General features: G+C 62.5%; 13 protein-coding genes. 7 read left to right on the forward strand and 6 right to left on the reverse strand.

Going from position 1 to position 16,173, the window contains the following annotated elements; all coding sequences use genetic code 11:
• Window positions 1–13 precede the first annotated feature (13 nt).
• Window positions 14–268 carry a GSU3128 family (seleno)protein gene (locus F6V30_RS17420; protein WP_275938122.1) on the forward strand — a complete coding sequence of 85 codons (255 nt, stop codon included), beginning with the start codon at window positions 14–16 and terminating at the stop codon, window positions 266–268.
• Between the two features lie 45 nt (window positions 269–313).
• Here F6V30_RS17420 and F6V30_RS04790 read toward each other — a convergent pair whose 3' ends face one another.
• Genes F6V30_RS04790 through def form a run of 3 tightly spaced genes read right to left on the reverse strand, consistent with a single transcriptional unit; the run spans window position 314 to window position 2,582 of the window.
• Complete coding sequence (locus tag F6V30_RS04790) at window positions 314–1,111, reverse strand: DUF116 domain-containing protein (RefSeq protein WP_151155449.1); 798 nt, start codon at window positions 1,109–1,111, stop codon at window positions 314–316.
• On the reverse strand, window positions 1,111–2,070 hold the full coding sequence (gene fmt / locus F6V30_RS04795) for a methionyl-tRNA formyltransferase (RefSeq protein ID WP_151155451.1): 960 nt from the start codon (window positions 2,068–2,070) through the stop codon (window positions 1,111–1,113). The genes F6V30_RS04790 and fmt overlap by 1 nt, the downstream gene beginning before the upstream one ends.
• On the reverse strand, window positions 2,067–2,582 hold the full coding sequence (gene def / locus F6V30_RS04800) for a peptide deformylase (protein ID WP_151155453.1): 516 nt from the start codon (window positions 2,580–2,582) through the stop codon (window positions 2,067–2,069). Before def ends, fmt begins: the two co-directional genes overlap by 4 nt.
• Window positions 2,583–2,748: 166 nt before the next feature.
• Here def and F6V30_RS04805 point away from each other — a divergent pair, with 166 nt between their 5' ends.
• Window positions 2,749–2,934 carry a hypothetical protein gene (locus F6V30_RS04805; protein WP_151155455.1) on the forward strand — a complete coding sequence of 62 codons (186 nt, stop codon included), beginning with the start codon at window positions 2,749–2,751 and terminating at the stop codon, window positions 2,932–2,934.
• Between the two features lie 19 nt (window positions 2,935–2,953).
• Here the strand turns inward: F6V30_RS04805 and F6V30_RS04810 are convergent, their stop codons facing one another.
• Window positions 2,954–3,799: an HDOD domain-containing protein gene (locus F6V30_RS04810; protein WP_151155457.1), complete on the reverse strand. Its 846-nt coding sequence runs from the start codon at window positions 3,797–3,799 to the stop codon at window positions 2,954–2,956.
• A gap of 180 nt (window positions 3,800–3,979) precedes the next feature.
• Here F6V30_RS04810 and F6V30_RS04815 point away from each other — a divergent pair, with 180 nt between their 5' ends.
• The 5 genes from F6V30_RS04815 (at window position 3,980) to F6V30_RS04835 (ending at window position 13,260) form a co-directional block, all read left to right on the forward strand.
• Window positions 3,980–5,923 carry a tetratricopeptide repeat protein gene (locus F6V30_RS04815; RefSeq protein ID WP_151155459.1) on the forward strand — a complete coding sequence of 648 codons (1,944 nt, stop codon included), beginning with the start codon at window positions 3,980–3,982 and terminating at the stop codon, window positions 5,921–5,923.
• 95 nt (window positions 5,924–6,018) lie between these two features.
• Window positions 6,019–9,570, forward strand: a complete 3,552-nt coding sequence (locus F6V30_RS04820; RefSeq protein ID WP_151155461.1) for an alpha-amylase family protein — start codon at window positions 6,019–6,021, stop codon at window positions 9,568–9,570.
• Entirely contained in the window at window positions 9,509–10,264 is a 756-nt protein-coding gene (locus F6V30_RS04825; protein ID WP_151155463.1) for an NADH-quinone oxidoreductase subunit B family protein, read from the forward strand. The genes F6V30_RS04820 and F6V30_RS04825 overlap by 62 nt, the downstream gene beginning before the upstream one ends.
• A gap of 4 nt (window positions 10,265–10,268) precedes the next feature.
• Window positions 10,269–11,087 (forward strand): AAA family ATPase, encoded by an 819-nt coding sequence (locus tag F6V30_RS04830; RefSeq protein ID WP_151155465.1) that lies wholly within the window; start codon window positions 10,269–10,271, stop codon window positions 11,085–11,087.
• Between the two features lie 196 nt (window positions 11,088–11,283).
• The gene (locus F6V30_RS04835) at window positions 11,284–13,260 is read left to right on the forward strand and encodes a TraB/GumN family protein (protein WP_151155467.1); all 1,977 of its coding nucleotides are present in this window, start codon (window positions 11,284–11,286) and stop codon (window positions 13,258–13,260) included.
• A gap of 74 nt (window positions 13,261–13,334) precedes the next feature.
• On the opposite strand, the gene F6V30_RS04840 is transcribed toward F6V30_RS04835, so the two are convergent.
• Both F6V30_RS04840 and F6V30_RS04845 read right to left on the reverse strand, forming a co-directional pair.
• Complete coding sequence (locus F6V30_RS04840; RefSeq protein ID WP_151155469.1) at window positions 13,335–14,627, reverse strand: adenylosuccinate synthase; 1,293 nt, start codon at window positions 14,625–14,627, stop codon at window positions 13,335–13,337.
• 220 nt (window positions 14,628–14,847) lie between these two features.
• Window positions 14,848–16,170 (reverse strand): ATP phosphoribosyltransferase regulatory subunit, encoded by a 1,323-nt coding sequence (locus F6V30_RS04845; protein WP_151155471.1) that lies wholly within the window; start codon window positions 16,168–16,170, stop codon window positions 14,848–14,850.
• Window positions 16,171–16,173: the final 3 nt, after the last annotated feature.

The following is a 16,173-nucleotide window of genomic DNA, read 5'->3' on the forward strand; positions in this document are numbered from 1 at the left end:
GAGAGGGGGAGCCATGAACATCCGCAAGAAGTTCCTTGACTATGAGTACGAAGAGGTGCTGGACGGCCGCACGCGCGAGCTGATCCGCGTGGGCTGCGCCATCGCCGTGGGGTGCCCCACCTGACTGAAGAAGCACTTCGCGGCCGCGAAGTCCCATGGCGCTACGGATGCGGAACTCCGTGAGGCGATCGCCTACGGCGCGATAGCCCCCGGCGGCAGGGCCAAGAATTTTGCCCTGGATATGCTGGCGGAGATGGAACAGGAATAGCAAAAGATACGGGTGGGGGAGGTCTCCGCCCGTATCTTTTGCGTATCAGGCGGTTTCTGAAGCCGGCTCTTCCTGGAGGATCACCTGGCTCAACGCCTCGTCGATTTTGTTGATATCGACGGTGGTATTGAAACAGGGGCCGAAAGGACGGTCGTTGAGGATGCCGATTACCGGCAAGGGATAACAATCCTTGATGCCGGAGGTGAGGTCACGTTCGCAGGCCACGGCCAACACCAGTTTCGGGCGCTTCTCCACGATCACCTTGCGGGCCAGTGTGCCCCCGGTGGCCACGGAGATGTCCACATGGTACTTTTTGCCGATGCCCACCAAGCCTTTGATGTCGCAACGGCCGCACTGCACGCATTTCTTGATGTCGCCCGTGACCTTGATCTCGCAGTCGAACAACTGGATGCAGTGGGGGAGCAGCACCAGGATACGGTCGGGCTTGACTTTCTGGCGCTGGGAGATGACCAGGCTGTTGTTCATGGCGATGAAGGATTGGCGGATGCTGTCCTTGTCGAGCCCCAGCCCCCGGCCGACCAGTTCGATCATCGGCAGGAGAAACTTGATGACCACCAGGCGCATGAAACGGGTGAAAAAGATGTCCTTGCCCAGGGCGGTGGTCAGCACCAGCAGGCCGGTCCCCAGGATGGCCACCCCCGAGAGCACCGCCACGACGATGCCGACGATGTGGGGCAGTTGGGGGTGGATGTTGGCAAGGCCGCGATTGGGGACCCACCAGGCAAGAAAGGTCAGGCCGACCACGAGCAGGCAGGTGAAGCCCATCAGGGAGATGAACAGGCGTTTGCGGGGTGGGGTGGTGGTCCCTTGCGTGTCGGTCATTACGGTGTCTCTCCGCCACTGGTTTCTATCCCGAGCAGGGAACCTTCCGAAACCGGGTAGCCGGCCAGGAAACTGGCGGCGTCCAAGCGCTTTTTCCCTGCCGTCTGCAATTCCTCTATAATGATGCTCCCGGTTAGGCAGGCGATTTCGAACGCGCCTTTGGCCGCCCGCAACACCGCGCCGGGTTGGCCGCTGCCGTTACCGACCCGGGTGCGGTAGATTTTGAGCACGTGGCCGTCCATGAAGGTATAGGCGCCGGGCCAGACGCTCAGGCCGCGCACCTGGTTATGGATGGCGCGGGCGTCGCGGGACCAGTCGATCAGGCCGTCCTCCTTCTTCAGCATGGGGGCGTAGCATGATACGGCATTGTCCTGTTCCCGGGGCGGTATGGAGGTGGTCTTGAGCCCGTCCAGGGTCTCGGCCAGCAATTGCGCGCCCATGACGGACATGCGGTCGTGGAGAACGGCGATATTCTCGTTCTCGTCAATGGGCGTGGCCCGGGAGAGCAGCATCGGGCCGGTATCCAGGCCGACATCCATCAGCATCGTCGTAACGCCGGTTTCGCTCTCGCCGTTGACGATGCACCAGTTGAGGGGCGCAGCCCCACGGTACCGGGGCAGGAGCGAAGCGTGGACGTTGATGCAGCCATGGGGGGGAATTTCCAGGAGCACCTTGGGAAGAATCTGCCCGAAGGCCACCACCACGATCACATCCGGTTCGAGCCGGCGGATCTCGTCGATGAAGGCCGGGTCGCGCACCTTGTGGGGTTGGTACACCGGGATGCCGTGACGCTGCGCCACTTCCTTTACCGGCGGCGGCATCAGCTTCTGGCCGCGCCCTTTGGGCCGGTCCGGCTGGGTGACCACTGCCAGCAGGTTTTCGCCGCGGTCGATGAGGACCTGCAGTGTGGGGCACGCGAATTCGGGAGTCCCCATGAAAATGATCCGCCAGCCGGTCATTTGTCGCCCCTTTTCTCTTCGGCGGCTTTGCGGAACTTGCGCTGGAACAGGTCGCGCTTGAGCGGGGAAAGGTGATCGACAAAAAGAATCCCGTCCAAATGGTCGATCTCATGCTGGAAGGCGATGGCCAGCAGATCTTCCGCCCGCCAGGTCTTTTCGTTTCCGGCCGGGTCCAGGCCCTTGACCACAACGCTGGCATGGCGGCGGACATTGGCGGAGTACCCCGGAACGGAAAGGCATCCCTCCTCTTCGTAGGCTTCCCCCTCGGCATGGACAATGACCGGGTTGATTGCTACAATCAATGCCGGCGGTTCGTCCTTGGCGGAGACATCGATCACCACGATGCGCTGGTGTACGCCGATCTGCGGGGCGGCCAGGCCGACCCCCGGTGCGTCGTACATGGTTTCCGCCATGTCCTTGACCAGTTGTTGGATGGAATCGTTGATAACGGCGACGGGTGCCGACTTCTTTTTGAGTTCGGGATTGGGATAGGTGAGAATTGTACGGATCATAGACATCCTTGCGGCGTATTCGCTCTGCTCGGCGCCATCGTAGGGCGCTGCCTGAGTTGAGAGTTTAGAGATTCATCGACCATTCTGGCATCATATAAAATATAACGATACTATTTCAGGCGAAAAAAATCAATTTATCATCTTGGTCGATGGCACGGGAGGGAATATGACGGATTCGGTCAGTGGTATCAGCGGGGTGAAGGAAGCCGGCAGGAACAGCTCCCCGGGCGGGGGCGTCTTCAAAAAGGGGAAAGGGGCGGGGCACCGGAAGGAGCCGGAAGAGGACCGCATCGATATTTCCCGGGAGGCCAGTGAAAAGGCGTTGGAAGAAAAGGCGGGGAACGGTCCCTGAAGCGTTTTCGGCGCCCTTCCTAGCTGAAGAAGCCCTTGTCCCGGTTAAAGGCCGTCACGAAGGTTTCCAGGAGGAACGTCATCTCCTTCTCTTCGATGTTGAGCAGGATGGCGGGCGGCGTCTCGTGGAGGGGAAGCTCCTCCGGTTCGCGCACGCCCACTCCGACCCGGTGGCAGAAGAGATTTGCCAGGCCGACGACACTGGTCAGGCGCATCTGATAGGGGTCCTCGTCGTCGGCGAAATCAAAGGTGTGATGTTTCTGGACCGCCTGCATGAGGATCGTGGGGAAGTTCCACTTCTTGATGACCAGCGCCCCCACATCGGCATGGCTGTAAGGATAGACCTGTCGTTCGGCCTCCAGGAATGAAATCCGATCATTATAGCATTTCTGCATGACGGCCTGGAACTGCTGGCTGTCCATGGTATTCATGATGATCTTGCCGATATCATGGAACAACCCCCCCAGGAATGCCTCCTCCTCATTCACCAGCCGGGTTACGCCGGCAATGATGCGGGCGGCAAGGCCGGCGCCGAAGGAGTGTTCCCACAGCATCTTTTCGGTCAAACCGTAGGGTTTGTACACCTGTTTGACCGAGGCCGCCACCACGAGGCTCTTCAAGGTGCTGAAGCCTAAGATCATGATGGCGTGGGACAATGTCTGGATCTGACGCTGGCACCCGTAAAATGAGGAGTTGGAGATCTTCAGGACGCGGGCGGCAACGGCCGGGTCGGCCGCCACGATCTTGGCCAGCTCTTCCGATGTGGTGGTTTCGCTTCCGATCATCTGCATGACCTTGGTCGCAACCACCGGGATGGTGGGCAGGTCGCTGGCATTCATGATCAACGTCTCTAGCTCTTGATTCATCTCGCTGCTCCTTAATGCGTACCGGCTCGGGGGTGTGCGGTCGGCAGGCCTCACAGGGGGAGAATTATTGCATAAAAATGTAAATAATCAAAGATATTTGCCTAAATAATTGAATTTTGAACGGGCGCCATGTATAATCCGCTCCCAACACATCGATCTTGCCAAGGACAATCCAAGCACATGCCAATGATTCGCTCATATCTTGCCCTGCCCTGCGCGGTACTCATGCTGACCGGTTTCACCTGGGGGTTTGGGGCCGACAAATGCCCCAAGGCCCTGGAACTTACCGGGCAGTTGGGGGCGCTTCGCGATGAAGCCCAGGTGCGTCAGGCCGAGGCTGAGATCCTTTCCATCTGCCCCGACGGCGCCGCCGGTCATTACGTCACTGCCCTGCAGTTAGAGCGGGTCGGCAATCTGGATGGCGCGATTGCGGAGTATCGCAAGGCGCTGCAACTGGAACGGTCTTTCCCCTTGGCCAGCGGCAATCTGGGGCTCCTGTACGCCCAGAAAGGGATGAACGACGAGGCCTCGGTGGAGCTGGCCCGCGGCTTGGCGACGATTTCCAACCCCAAATACCATAAGGCCATGGCCCTGATCCTGGCGGAGCGCAAGGTTTACCCGCTGGCCATCTATCACTTCAATGAAGCGGGCCGCGAGCTGACCACGGACGCCAGTGTGTTCACCGGCCTGGCGGAGATTTACGTCGCCATCGGTCAACCGGCTAAGGCGCTGGAGGAGTATCGCCGGGCGCTCCAGGCCGATCCGAATTCCGAAAGGGCCCATATGGGCATTGCCGCCATCCATCTGGAGCGCAACGATCTGAACAAGGCGCTGGACGAACTCAAAAAGGGTTCGCTGTCCAGCCCGCAGAATCGCGAGATCCATCTGATGATGGCCGATATTTATACGAAAAAGGGCGATAGCAAACAGGCCGAGTATGAAAGACTCCTGGGGGGTAAGGGTAAGCCGGCCCCGGCCACTTCACCCGCCCCGGCCATCGTCCCGCGCCCGCTCGCTTCCCCGGCACCAGTTGTTGCCAAGCCGGTTGTCGCCCCCCGCCCCAAGGCAGAGCTGGAAAAGGCGATCGAAAGGTTGAAGGCGACCATCAAGGATCAACCCGATGCCGTGGCGTCGTACGAAGAACTCGGCAACCTGTACCGTGCCGCGGGTATGGACAACGAAGCCATTGCGGCCTATAAGGAAGCGGCCTACCGCAACAGCACCAGCAGTGACGTGTACCTCAATCTCGGTATTCTCTATGAAAAACAGGATATGCTGGACGAGGCGGTGGTCGCCTACAAACAGGCCGTGCAGGTCAAACCGCAGAACGCCGACGCCAGGCTGCGCCTGGCGGATATCTACCTGAACCGCGGGAGCAACGCCCCGGCGGTGGAGCAGTACGGCGAGTTTCTCAAGCTCAAGCCGAACAGTCCCGATATCCAGCTCAAATTGGCCCGTCTCTTTGCCCGCAACAAGGAAACGAATCTGGCCATCGAAGGGTATCTGGCGGTGCTGAAGCAGTCGCCCGACAACGTGGACGCAAACCGGGAAATCGCCGCCCTCTACAAGACCAAAAGCTTGAACGACAAGGCCATCGAGCATTACAAAAGGGTGCTGACGCAACAGAAAGACGACGTGGAAACGCGCAACGCCCTGGTGTCGCTCTACGTCAAGGACAAACGCTACGATGAAATCACCGACCTGCTCAAGGGCACGGCGGAACTCTTCCCCGATGACCCCAACAACCATTACAAGCTGGGCTTGATCTACGATTTCAAGAAAGACTACGACAACGCCATTGCCTGCTATAAACGGGCCCTGGCGCTGAAACCGGACCACGCCCGCTCTCTTAACGCGCTGGGACGCCTCTATCTGAAGACCGGCCGGCTCGCAGAGGCAAAAGTGGCACTCGAAGCGGCCAAAAAGGCCGATCCCTCCCTCGAAGAAGCCTCGGTGCTGTTGAACAATATCCGTGACGAGTTCAGCCCGGAACCGCGAAAAATCAGCAGCAAAATCGGCAGCAAGAGCAAGAAAATCAAGGCCAAAAAGACAAAGAAGACGAAAGCGTCCAAGAGCGGCAAGTCCACAAAAACGGAAAAGAGCAAAGCCAGGAAAAAACATTAGCACTCATGTTGCGTTCATCGGTTCGGCGGATTACGGGCAGTCCCGTTCCGCCGTTCCCGCCGCCGTACCCCTCACGCTCACGGCTGGACACAGATATGACTGAACTGAGCAGCGCGCTAGCCTACTTCCCCCGCACCATCCAGATATCCGCCCAATATTGGCGCGACCTCGACCTGGGAGCGCTTTCGCACCTCATCGCCATCCGCGGCATCCCCGCCGTCGTATTTTACCGCCAACTCGCCTTCAAGCTGAATCGCGGCAAAGCTCCCGCTGCGCCGCCGGTTTCCGCCGGCCATCTTGTCCTGTACGCCATGCTGCTCAAGGCCTACCGCCATATCATCGACGTCTATGGGGAGCGCGCAACACCGGGGGTGATGGTGGATGCCCTGCAACGCGGGGGGTATGATCCCGCCGGGGCTGGAACGGTGGCAACCCTGGAGCGTTTCGTGGCGCTCTTCCCGCCGGATGAGGTCCTGCAAGGCGCGCAGCAGAGCGACGAGTGGCTTGGTGCCGCCGGTGAAAGGGGGCGCCGCCTGGTCCTGCGGGAACTGCTGCTGCTCAGGCTGGCCGCCCAAAACCCGGCCCTCGACAGCTTTCGCCCTCTCCTCGACGACCGGGCCCTGGCGGATGCGACCGCATACCCGGCCATGGCCGCCGGCATGCAGACCGCCCTGAAACAGGGGCCCCTTCTGGCGGAGTTGCGCTGTACCCTGGGCGAGGCTTTGTGGGCGCCCATCGGTTCCGCTCCTACCTCGCTCGCCGGCCAACTGGACTTCATCCGCACCCAATGGGCCAAGCTGCTGCCGCCGGAACTGCTGGAAGAGGTGACGGTCGCCTTCGATATACTGCTGGAAGAGGAACGGGAGTGGGGCGGAACCGGAGAGCCGGGGCCACCGCCGGTTCTGGAGTTCGGCCGGGGCGGGCACGGGCAGGCCGGGGGGAGTTCGGTCTTCGGGGGCTATGATTACCCCGAGTACGAGCGATTCTCGCCGGATGCGGACTGGATGTCCAATGTGGTGCTGATGGCCAAGATGGTCTATGTCTGGCTCGACCAGCTCTCGAAACAGTACGGTTGGCCCATCACCCGCCTCGACCAGGTGCCGGACGGGGAGTTGGACCGGCTGGCGGCCGCCGGCATCACCGGACTCTGGCTGATCGGGGTGTGGGAACGTTCGCCGGCCTCCCAGCGTATCAAGCAGTTGTGCGGCAATGCCGATGCCATCGCCTCGGCCTATTCCCTGTACGATTACGAGATCGCCGCGGACCTGGGGGGATGGGATGCGCTGGGCAGCCTGCGGGAGCGGGCCGGCCGGCGGGGCATCCGCCTGGCCAGCGACATGGTCCCCAACCACACCGGCATCTATTCCCGCTGGGTCGTCCAGCACCCGGACTGGTTCGTCCAGACCGATTATCCCCCGTTCCCCACCTATCACTTCACTGGCGACGACCTGTCCCGTTCGGGCGACGCCTGCATCCAGATCGAGGACGGCTACTGGACCAAGACCGATGCCGCCGTGGTCTTCCGGCTGATCGAACGCGCCACCGGCCGCATCCGTTACATCTACCACGGCAACGACGGCACCAGCATCCCCTGGAACGACACGGCCCAGCTCAACTACCTGATTCCCGAGGTGCGGGAGGCGGTCATCCGGACCATCCTGCACGTAGCCCACAATTTTCCGATCATCCGTTTCGACGCCGCCATGACCTTGGCCAAGAAGCACTACCAGCGCCTCTGGTTCCCGATCCGCGGCCTGGGAGGCGGTATCCCGTCCCGGGCCGAACACGGCATGAGCCGGGAGGAGTTCGACGCCCTCTTTCCCGTGGAGTTCTGGCGCGAGGTGGTGGATCGGGTAGCGGCCGAGGCGCCGGGCACCCTGCTTTTGGCCGAGGCATTCTGGCTGATGGAGGGCTATTTCGTGCGGACCCTGGGGATGCACCGGGTCTACAACAGCGCCTTCATGAACATGCTCAAGATGGAGGAAAACGCCAAGTACCGCCAGACCATCAAGAATGTCCTGGAATTCAATCCCGAGGTGCTCAAGCGTTTCGTCAATTTCATGAACAACCCGGACGAAAAGACCGCCGTGGAGCAGTTCGGGGCCCAGGGCAAGTACTTCGGCGCCTGCGTGCTGCTGGCCACCATGCCGGGGTTGCCCATGCTCGGCCACGGCCAGATCGAGGGCTTCCACGAAAAGTACGGCATGGAGTACAAGCGGGCCTACTGGGACGAGGCGGTCGACGCGGGGCTGGTGCGCGGCCACGAAATGTGGATATTTCCGCTGCTGCGCCGGCGTTGGCTCTTCTCCGGCGCGGAGAACTTCGTGCTCTACGATTTCTACGCCGGCAACGCGGTTGACGAGAACGTCTTCGCCTATTCGAACCGGGTGGGCGAGCAGCGGGCGTTGGTCCTGTACCACAACCGGTACGCCAGTTGCGCGGGATGGATCAAGGATTCCGCCGCCTTTGCCGTCAAGACCGACGGCGATGCCACCGAACTGCGCCGGACGACACTGGGCGCCGCCCTCGGCGTTACGGCTGACGATCATCTCTATTACGCTTTCCGCGACCATACCCGGGGGCTGGAATATGTGCGTAGCGGCCGGGAACTGACGGAAAAGGGGCTCTATGTGGAGCTCGGCGAATACCAGTTCCATGTCTTCATGGATTTCCGCGAAATCCGCGACGATGGAGAGGGGAACTGGCGGAATCTCTGTGCGGCCCTGGGCGGCCGCGGCGTGGAAAACCTGGAGGACGAACTCAAACAGCAACGTTACGCCTCCCTGAATGCCGCCTTCCGGGCCCTGCTGCAACTGGTCCCGGTGCCCAGGGAGAGCGCTGTTCCGGCAAAGCCTGCCGATGTGGCCCGGGCTGCCCAGCGTTTCCTGGCGGTCCTGCATGCCCACCTGGCTGGGGGCGTGAGCGGGGCTGATGCCGTGTTGAAGACCATGGCCGTCTGGCACGAGTTCGTGACGGCCTTCACGGCGTTGAAACCGGCTGCCAAGGCCGCCCGGTCAGCGCATGCCGGGCTGGTGGAACTGTTGGATGCCCCTGCGGGCGCCCGGGTGCTGATGGGGTGGCTGCTCCTGCGGGATGCCGGGGCGGGATGCCTGGATACCTTCGGGCTCGATTGCACCCTGCGACGCGTGTTGGAGGAGGATTCGGACCGGGAGGGAGCGCAACGTGCCGCTCAACTCCTCGGAGCCTTGCTGGCAGGGGCCGCCCCGGATGGCTGCGGTCAGGGCAGGGTGCCAACGGCGGCCATGGCGAGAGCTTTTTCCTCCCCGGCCTGCCGCGACTTCATGCTGGTTCACGAAAGCGGCGGCGTCGAGTGGTTCAACAAGGAGCGCTTTGAGGAACTGGCCGCATGGCTCACCGTGGCCGGCCTGGTGGCATTGGCGCTGCAACGGCCGGCCAGCCGCACCGTCTCGGCGTGGTTGGCCGCGGCCGGCCGGGAACGGGAGGCCTGTATCGCCCTGGCCGCCCATGCCGGCTACCGCAGCAACCTGTTCCAGCAGCTATTGGAACCGACGTTGAAGGCCAACGTTGGAACTCCAGCGAAAAAGGGCAAGGGAAAGGGCACGGATGCTCAAGGCGACGCTCGAGCGCATACGGCAAAAACATCGGACGACACGCTACCCCGCTGAACCGGCGTCCCTGCCGGAGCTGTTCCGGGGGTATCCGCAGCTCGACCCGGCCAGGTGCCCGCCCGGCTGCACCTGCTGCACCGAGGCCTGCCCGGTGGCTGCCATCTACCACGCCAACGGTCTGGCCGTGGACTTGGGCAAATGCCTCTTCTGCCCCGAATGCGAACAAGCCTGCCCCACCGGCGCGGTGCGCTTCACCGCCGACGAAAAGCTGGCCACGTCGGAACGTGAGGACCTGGTGGTCCGGGAGGGGGAAGAACGCCGGCTGGCCCATGATCTGGGCAAGGAGTTGGTGTCCCTGTACGGACGCTCCTTCAAGCTGCGGGAGGTGAGCGCCGGCGGCTGCGGCGCCTGCGAGGCCGACACCAATGTCCTCTCCACGGTCGGGTACGACCTGGGGCGCTTCGGTATCCAGTTCGTGGCCTCGCCGCGCCATGCCGACGGCATGTTCGTCACCGGGCCGGTCACGGAAAACATGCGCAGCGCCCTGCTCAAGACCTGGGAGGCGATCCCCGGCCCCAAGGTGCTCATCGCCGCCGGGGCCTGCGCCATCGATGGCGGCCCGTTCCACGGACACCACGAGGTGCATGACGGTGTCGATACCTTTCTGCCGGTGGATCTCTACATCCCCGGCTGCCCGCCCCATCCCCTGACCATCCTGGACGGGTTGCTGCGGCTGTTGGGGAGGAGATAGACCGATGAAGCAGACGACGATAGACGGTATTGCCCTGAATCTGGCCTCGCCCGTGAGCCTGGCCCTGAAGTGGGTGGGGCAGGAGGAGTTGCTCACCCAGCTTTTGGCGGCCTGGATGGTGATCGACGCCCGGGACATCCCCTTCAATCCCCGCCTGGTGGGCAGGCCGGGGGTGGGGAAGACCACCCTGGCCTATGCCGCGGCCCAGCGCCTGGGGCGGCCGGTCTATCTCTACCAGGCCACCATGGACACCCGGCCCGAGGACCTGATCATCTCGCCGGTGATCAGCCCGGACGGGAAGATCCAGTACGCCGCCTCGTCCCTGGTTTCGGCGATGCTCGCCGGCGGGGTGCTGATCCTGGACGAGGGGAACCGCATGAGCGAGAAGGCCTGGGCCTCCCTGGCGCCGCTGTTGGACGACCGCCGCTACGTGGAGTCCATCGTCACCGGCCTGCGCATCCCGGCAGCCCGGGATTTCCGCATCGTCGTCACCATGAACGAGGACTCCTCCACCTTCGAGGTGCCGGAATACATCCACTCCCGGCTCCAGCCCCAGATCTACATCGACTTTCCGGCTGCCGACGAGGAGTTGCTGATCCTCAGGGAGAACCTCCCCTTCAGCAGCGGCCGCATCCTGCAGTATGTGGTGGATTTCCTGCAGCGCGCCCATGCCGCCGATGAAGCGTACTCCGTGCGGGACGGCATCAATATCGCCCGCTATGCCCTCAAGATGATGCGCGTGCAAGGGACGGAGGCGGTCGAACTGCTCCACTTGGCCGTGGAACGGGTGCTGGGGGACGAGGCCCTGGAGTATCTGAAATAGAACCTGAAACCGTGACGCCTCCATGCCTTCGTTGGTCCGAAAGGCCTCTGCCCTTGCCCTTGAGAAGGTGCGCACCAGGCCGGCGGAGGACCGATGAAGCGAGTGGTTTGACGCGGCAGGGCGGCGGGCAGGCCCCGGCTCTTCCGGACACTGCGGCATTCCGGCGTCACGGTTTCAGGTAAGAGAGTCCTGACCTATGACCAGCCGCCTCCACCTGGAAACCTTCGGTCCCGTCCACGCCCTGCCCATACTGCATTACCGCATGGAGTTCGCCCACCTGGTGCGCCAGACCGTCCAAGAGATCCGGCCCGACTGCATCGCCGTCGAACTCCCCGCCACCCTGGAGGAACGTTTTCTCCAGGCGGTACGCAGACTGCCCCAGGTCTCGGTCGTCTCTTACGATACTATCCCCCGTTCCGCTTCCACCGCCGCCCAAAATCGAACCCTCCATCTGCTGGTGGAACCGGCCGACCCGCTGGCGGAGGCCGCCCGCTGTGCCCTGGAACAGGCGATCCCGCTCCACCTGGTGGATGTCGACCTGGACGACTACCCGGCGGTGCAAGAATTTCTGCCCGATTCCTATGCCGTTCAGCGCCTCGGCCTGGCCGACTATTATCGGGAATACTGCCGTGCCACAGAGGGGGCGGTGCCGGGCCGCGAGGATCTCCGCCGCGAACAGGGGATGGCGTTTCGGCTGCAACGGCTGGCGGAGCGCCATGAACGCATCCTGTTCGTGGGGGGGATGGCCCATGTGGGGCGGATCAGGGAGTTCTACGGGCAGGCGCGCACTGAACCGCTGGGCAGGGTGCGCCGCCATGATGTCCGCATTTTCAACCTCCATCCCGACTCCTGCGGAGAGGTCATGGGCGAGTTCCCCTTTGCCTCGGCCATCTACGAGATGCGCCGTAACGGTCCGCCACCGGAGCGGAAAGACGCGGCGCCCTCCCTGCGGCGGCGTTTTAACGCCCTGGAGTTGATCGCGGGGGGGAAGCAGGCCATTCCCGAACAGGAGGTCATGCGGGCGGCCGTGGAAAGCAGCGCTGGAAAAGTAGGGGCGAGCGGGGAGATGCCGGACCGGCAGCGCATCCATCTGCGCCTGTTCGAGCAGGCCGCCCGGCACTACCGGCAGGAAACGGGAGAACAACTCCACTACTGGCAGAAACGGGCCTTCTTTCGTTTCTGTCGCAACTATGCCGCCCTTTCGGGACAGTTGCTCCCGGACCTCTTCCAGCTCCTGACCGCTGCCCGGGGGTGCGTGGACGACAACTTCGCCTACGCTTTCTGGCGCTTGGCCGGATGTTACCCCTGGCAACGGGAGGAGGCGGAGATTCCGGTGGTGCGCCTGCGGGTCGAGGACCTGTGGGACCAGAGCCGCACGATCCGTTTTCGTCCCCGCAAACAGTCGGACAAGGGACGCTCCGGTTTGCGCTTCCTCAAACGGAAACGGGAACAGCGGCCGGGCGAATGGCTGGAGGGATTCGACGACGGTTCGATCTGTTCCTGGCCGCCCGAGGACATCGTCATCGAAGACTACGGCAAGTTTCTGCGGCGGACCGGGATACGGCAGCTTTCCGAGGAGCAGAGCCGGGTGGAACCCCTGAGCACTTCGCTGCTGGACGGCATCGACCTGCGCGAAACGATCCGTAATCAGCCCCACGACGGCCGCATCTACGTGTGGGAGCGGATGCGGATCAAAGGCGGCGTGGGCAGCGTGGTGGTCATCTTCGACGAAGATCGCCGCAACCGCTACCCTTTTGCCATGACCTGGCTGGGAGAGCACGAACAGGAATCCGACATGGCCTTTTACGCCACCGAACCGGGAGACAACGTGAGCGGGCCGGGCATCTGCCGTTGCGAGTACGGCGGGCTGCTGCTCTCCTATCCGCCGCGTCGGATGCGGGATGTGTGGCAGGACCCATCATACCGGGGGTGGGGGACCAAGGCCGAAATCCTCCTCATGGCCGCCCTCGATTATTCGCCGGACCCCCATGTGGTCTATGCGGCGGCCCGTCCGCCGCGCAGCATCTTCAAGCGCATAGCGGCCGGCATGGGAAAGAAGATTGTCTACATCCCCCTGGGGAGCCTGTCTCCTCCCGCGTTGAAACGGATCAGGGTGATGCACCTGCTGTTTGGACATGACAAACGGGAGATCGCAAAGGACTACATCTGGTAGCGGGTGGGGCGGACAATAAAAAAGCCCCCCGAAGTCTTCAGACCTCGGGGGGCTTTTTATTGGTCAAAAAGCGGTTATTCGAACGGGTTGCGCAGGATGATGGTCTGGTCGCGGCGCGGACCGACGGAAACCAGCACGATCGGGCAGCCGGCCAGTTCTTCCAGGCGCTTGACGTAATCGCGGGCCTTCTGCGGCAGGTCTTCGTAGGTCTGGGCCCCGGTAATATCGCTCTTCCAGCCGGGCAGTTCCTCGTAGACCGGCTGGCACTGCTCGAAGAGTTCCAGGCTTGCGGGCAAGGTTTCCAGGGTCCTGCCGTTGCAGGTGTAGCCGGTGCAGATCTTGACGGTGTCGAAATCGGAGAGCACATCCAGCTTGGTCAGGGCAATGCCGGTCAAGCCGTTGACCCGCACGGCATAACGGACCACCATGGCGTCAAACCAGCCGCAGCGCCGCGGCCGGCCGGTGGTGGCGCCGAATTCCCCGCCGTCCTGGCGCAGCTGCTCGCCGGTCGCGTCCAGCAGTTCGGTCGGGAAGGGGCCGCTCCCCACGCGGGTGACATAGGCCTTGGAGATGCCGATGATCTCGTGGATATCACGCGGGCTGACACCGGAGCCGGTACAGGCGCCGCCGGCGCAGGTGGATGACGAGGTGACGTAGGGGTAGGTGCCGTGGTCCACGTCCAGGAGCGTCCCCTGTGCCCCTTCGAAGAGCGCCTTCTTGCCTGCCTTCAGATCCTTGCTGAGGACCAGCGAGGTGTCGGCGACGTACTTTTTCAACACCTCGGCATAGCCGCTGTATTCGGCCAGGATGGCATCGAAGTCGCAGGGCGCCTCGCCCAGCAGTTTCTCCAGGATGACGTTTTTTTCGGTCAGTACCTCCCGCAGCTTGCGGGTGAAGATGTCCTTGTCAAGCAGGTCCATCAGGCGGATGCCGCGCCGGCCGATCTTGTCCTCGTAGCAGGGACCGATGCCCCGGCCGGTGGTGCCGATCTTCTTGTCGCCGCTTTTGGCCTCACGGGCGATGTCGATCTGTTTGTGGTAGGGCATGATGATGTGCAGCGATTCGGAGAGCAGCAGGCAGGAATCGTCGCTGATCCGGCCGGACTCCTTCAGCTTCGTGATCTCCCGGATGAATACCTCCGGGTCCAGCACCACCCCGTTGCCGATGATGCAGCGCTTGCCCTCGTGCAGTATGCCCGAGGGGATCAGGTGCAGGACCACCTTTTCGCTCCCCACCACCAGGGTGTGACCGGCGTTGTTGCCCCCCTGGTAGCGTACGATGTCATCGGCGTGCTCTGTGTAGATATCGACAACTTTGCCCTTGCCTTCATCGCCCCATTGGGCTCCTACGACTACAACGTTTGCCATGTCTCGTGGTCTCCCTATGAAGGTTGTTGAAAAACAGCCATCTCGCCGCCATCCTCGAACGCCCTTTTGTGCGGCGTAGCGCCCCTCATCCTATCCTTCTCCCCAAGGGAGAAGGGATACCGTTACCCTCTCCCTCCGGGAGAGGGTGGCCAAAGGCCGGGTGAGGGCCTCCGCGGGGCTTATCTCGCGGGTGCGACGATCCGACTATTTTTGAACAACCTTAGTTTTCAATAGCCTGCTGGTTTTCTTCAATAAAAGTAACAAGATTTTCGTTCAGTAGCATTTCCCTGGTGATTTTGAACCGTTTGCCGTCACGGACACGCACGGCGGTATAGGTGTCGTTGCCGCACGCTTCATCGCCAACGATAAGCATGCTGCGGATATTCATGCGTCGGGCATAGGTCAGAGAGTCTTCGTACTCCCTGCGGATGATGTCCCGTGCGGCGGTGTAACCGCGGGAACGGAGCATGCGCGCCACCTCCAGTACCTCGCGCCGGTCGTCCCGGCTGTTGAACAACAGGAAGTCACGGGCCGTGCTGGCCTCAACGTCGGGCCGCCGTTCCAGCGCCTGGAGCAGGCTGAGCACGTTAAAGGTGAAGCCGGTGGCCGGGGCGGCGAAACCATAACGGGCCGTCAGGTTGTCGTAACGGCCGCCGCTGCAGACCGGTTCGCCCAGGCCGGTGACAAATCCTTCGAAGGTGATGCCGGTGTGATAGCCCAGCCCACGGATCTCTCCCAGGTCTATGGTCAGATGGTCGCTGACCCCGTGGATATCCAGGATAGCCAACACCTGGCGCAGGTTCGCAAGCGCCGCGCGGGAACGCTGGTTGACCACCACTTTCTCTGCCTCCGCCACTACTTCGCGCCCGCCGAAAAGGCGCGGCAGGGCAGCGATCTCACGATGTGATGTTTCCGTAACCGTGCTGGCGGCCAGTATTTTCGAAACGGCCGACACATCCTTGCGCGCGATGGCCTCCTGCAATTCCCGCAGCGGCTGGCCGTCCAGGCCGGAGGCGGCCATGATCCCGCGGCAGAACTCCACCTGCCCCAGGTCGATCTTGAAGTTGTCGAAGCCGAGTTGCTGCATGGCCTCGATCGCCATGGTCACCATTTCAGCATCCGCCTCGGGCGAGTCGAGGCCGATCAGTTCCACCCCCGACTGAAAGAGCTCCCGGCTGCGGCCGGTCTGGCTTTCGGTCTGACGCAGGACACGCCCGTTGTAGCTGATGCGGTGGGGCAGGGGCCACCCGGACAGGCGGGTCGCCACGATGCGGGCGATCTGCGGCGTAATGTCCGGCGGGAAAGCCAGCAGGCGCCCGGTTTGACGGTCGTCGAAACGGTAGGTCTTGCCCCTCAGCTCCTCTCCCATGCCGATGGTCAGCACATCCTCGTATTCCAGCTTGGGGGGGATGATGCGCCGAAACCCCCATAGCTCGAAGACGTGGCGGATCTTCGCTTCGATGAAACCGATCTTGGCGGCGGCGTCGGGCAGGAAGTCGCTGACGCCGCGGGGGAGTGAAATGTCGGGTGATAATATGGTCATGTA

The organism is Oryzomonas sagensis, assembly GCF_008802355.1.
Classification (GTDB): Bacteria; Desulfobacterota; Desulfuromonadia; order Geobacterales; family Pseudopelobacteraceae; genus Oryzomonas; species Oryzomonas sagensis.

What these genes read in the sequence shown, in the direction of transcription:
- F6V30_RS04805 (WP_151155455.1), top strand. Translation starts at nt 2,749, where the DNA reads ATGACGGATTCGGTCAGTGGTATCAGCGGGGTGAAGGAAGCCGGCAGG.
- F6V30_RS04835 (WP_151155467.1), top strand. Translation starts at nt 11,284, where the DNA reads ATGACCAGCCGCCTCCACCTGGAAACCTTCGGTCCCGTCCACGCCCTG.
- F6V30_RS04790 (WP_151155449.1), bottom strand. Translation starts at nt 1,111, where the DNA reads ATGACCGACACGCAAGGGACCACCACCCCACCCCGCAAACGCCTGTTC.
- def (WP_151155453.1), bottom strand. Translation starts at nt 2,582, where the DNA reads ATGATCCGTACAATTCTCACCTATCCCAATCCCGAACTCAAAAAGAAG.
- F6V30_RS04845 (WP_151155471.1), bottom strand. Translation starts at nt 16,170, where the DNA reads ATGACCATATTATCACCCGACATTTCACTCCCCCGCGGCGTCAGCGAC.
- F6V30_RS04810 (WP_151155457.1), bottom strand. Translation starts at nt 3,799, where the DNA reads ATGAATCAAGAGCTAGAGACGTTGATCATGAATGCCAGCGACCTGCCC.
- F6V30_RS04840 (WP_151155469.1), bottom strand. Translation starts at nt 14,627, where the DNA reads ATGGCAAACGTTGTAGTCGTAGGAGCCCAATGGGGCGATGAAGGCAAG.
- F6V30_RS04825 (WP_151155463.1), top strand. Translation starts at nt 9,509, where the DNA reads ATGCTCAAGGCGACGCTCGAGCGCATACGGCAAAAACATCGGACGACA.
- fmt (WP_151155451.1), bottom strand. Translation starts at nt 2,070, where the DNA reads ATGACCGGCTGGCGGATCATTTTCATGGGGACTCCCGAATTCGCGTGC.
- F6V30_RS04815 (WP_151155459.1), top strand. Translation starts at nt 3,980, where the DNA reads ATGCCAATGATTCGCTCATATCTTGCCCTGCCCTGCGCGGTACTCATG.
- F6V30_RS04820 (WP_151155461.1), top strand. Translation starts at nt 6,019, where the DNA reads ATGACTGAACTGAGCAGCGCGCTAGCCTACTTCCCCCGCACCATCCAG.
- F6V30_RS04830 (WP_151155465.1), top strand. Translation starts at nt 10,269, where the DNA reads ATGAAGCAGACGACGATAGACGGTATTGCCCTGAATCTGGCCTCGCCC.